Here is a 304-nt window from a genome sequence, read left to right as displayed (position 1 = left end):
CCAAGCTGTAATCGATGGTTTGGCAGAGTGCGGTGTAGCAACCATTCATGAATCTCAAGGTCGTGTTGGTCTATTGGCTCATTACATGCGCCCAATTCAAATGGACAAAACTATTGCTGGATCTGCAATCACTATTTCAGGTGCCGCTGGCGATAACTGGATGATGCACGTGGCGATCGAACAGTGCAAAGCGGGGGATGTCATGGTGTTTGCGCCAACATCGCCTTCTAATCATGGTTTCTTTGGTGATTTGTTAGCGACATCAGCGCAATCTCGTGGCGTGGTGGGTTTGATTATCGAAGGG

At 48.7% G+C, this 304-nt stretch carries 1 protein-coding gene; it reads left to right on the top strand.

The genetic code is table 11. The features are described from left to right. Nucleotides 1-304, top strand: a 304-nt coding sequence (locus tag HUK49_RS10745; RefSeq protein WP_459562907.1) for an RraA family protein, incomplete at both ends; no start/stop codon positions are given.

The sequence above is a fragment of the Limosilactobacillus portuensis genome (genome assembly GCF_014838735.1).
In the GTDB taxonomy this organism is placed as follows: Bacteria; Bacillota; Bacilli; order Lactobacillales; family Lactobacillaceae; genus Limosilactobacillus; species Limosilactobacillus portuensis.
Note: the sequence above shows the minus strand (reverse complement) of the source record. Positions and strands in the feature narration are given on the sequence as shown.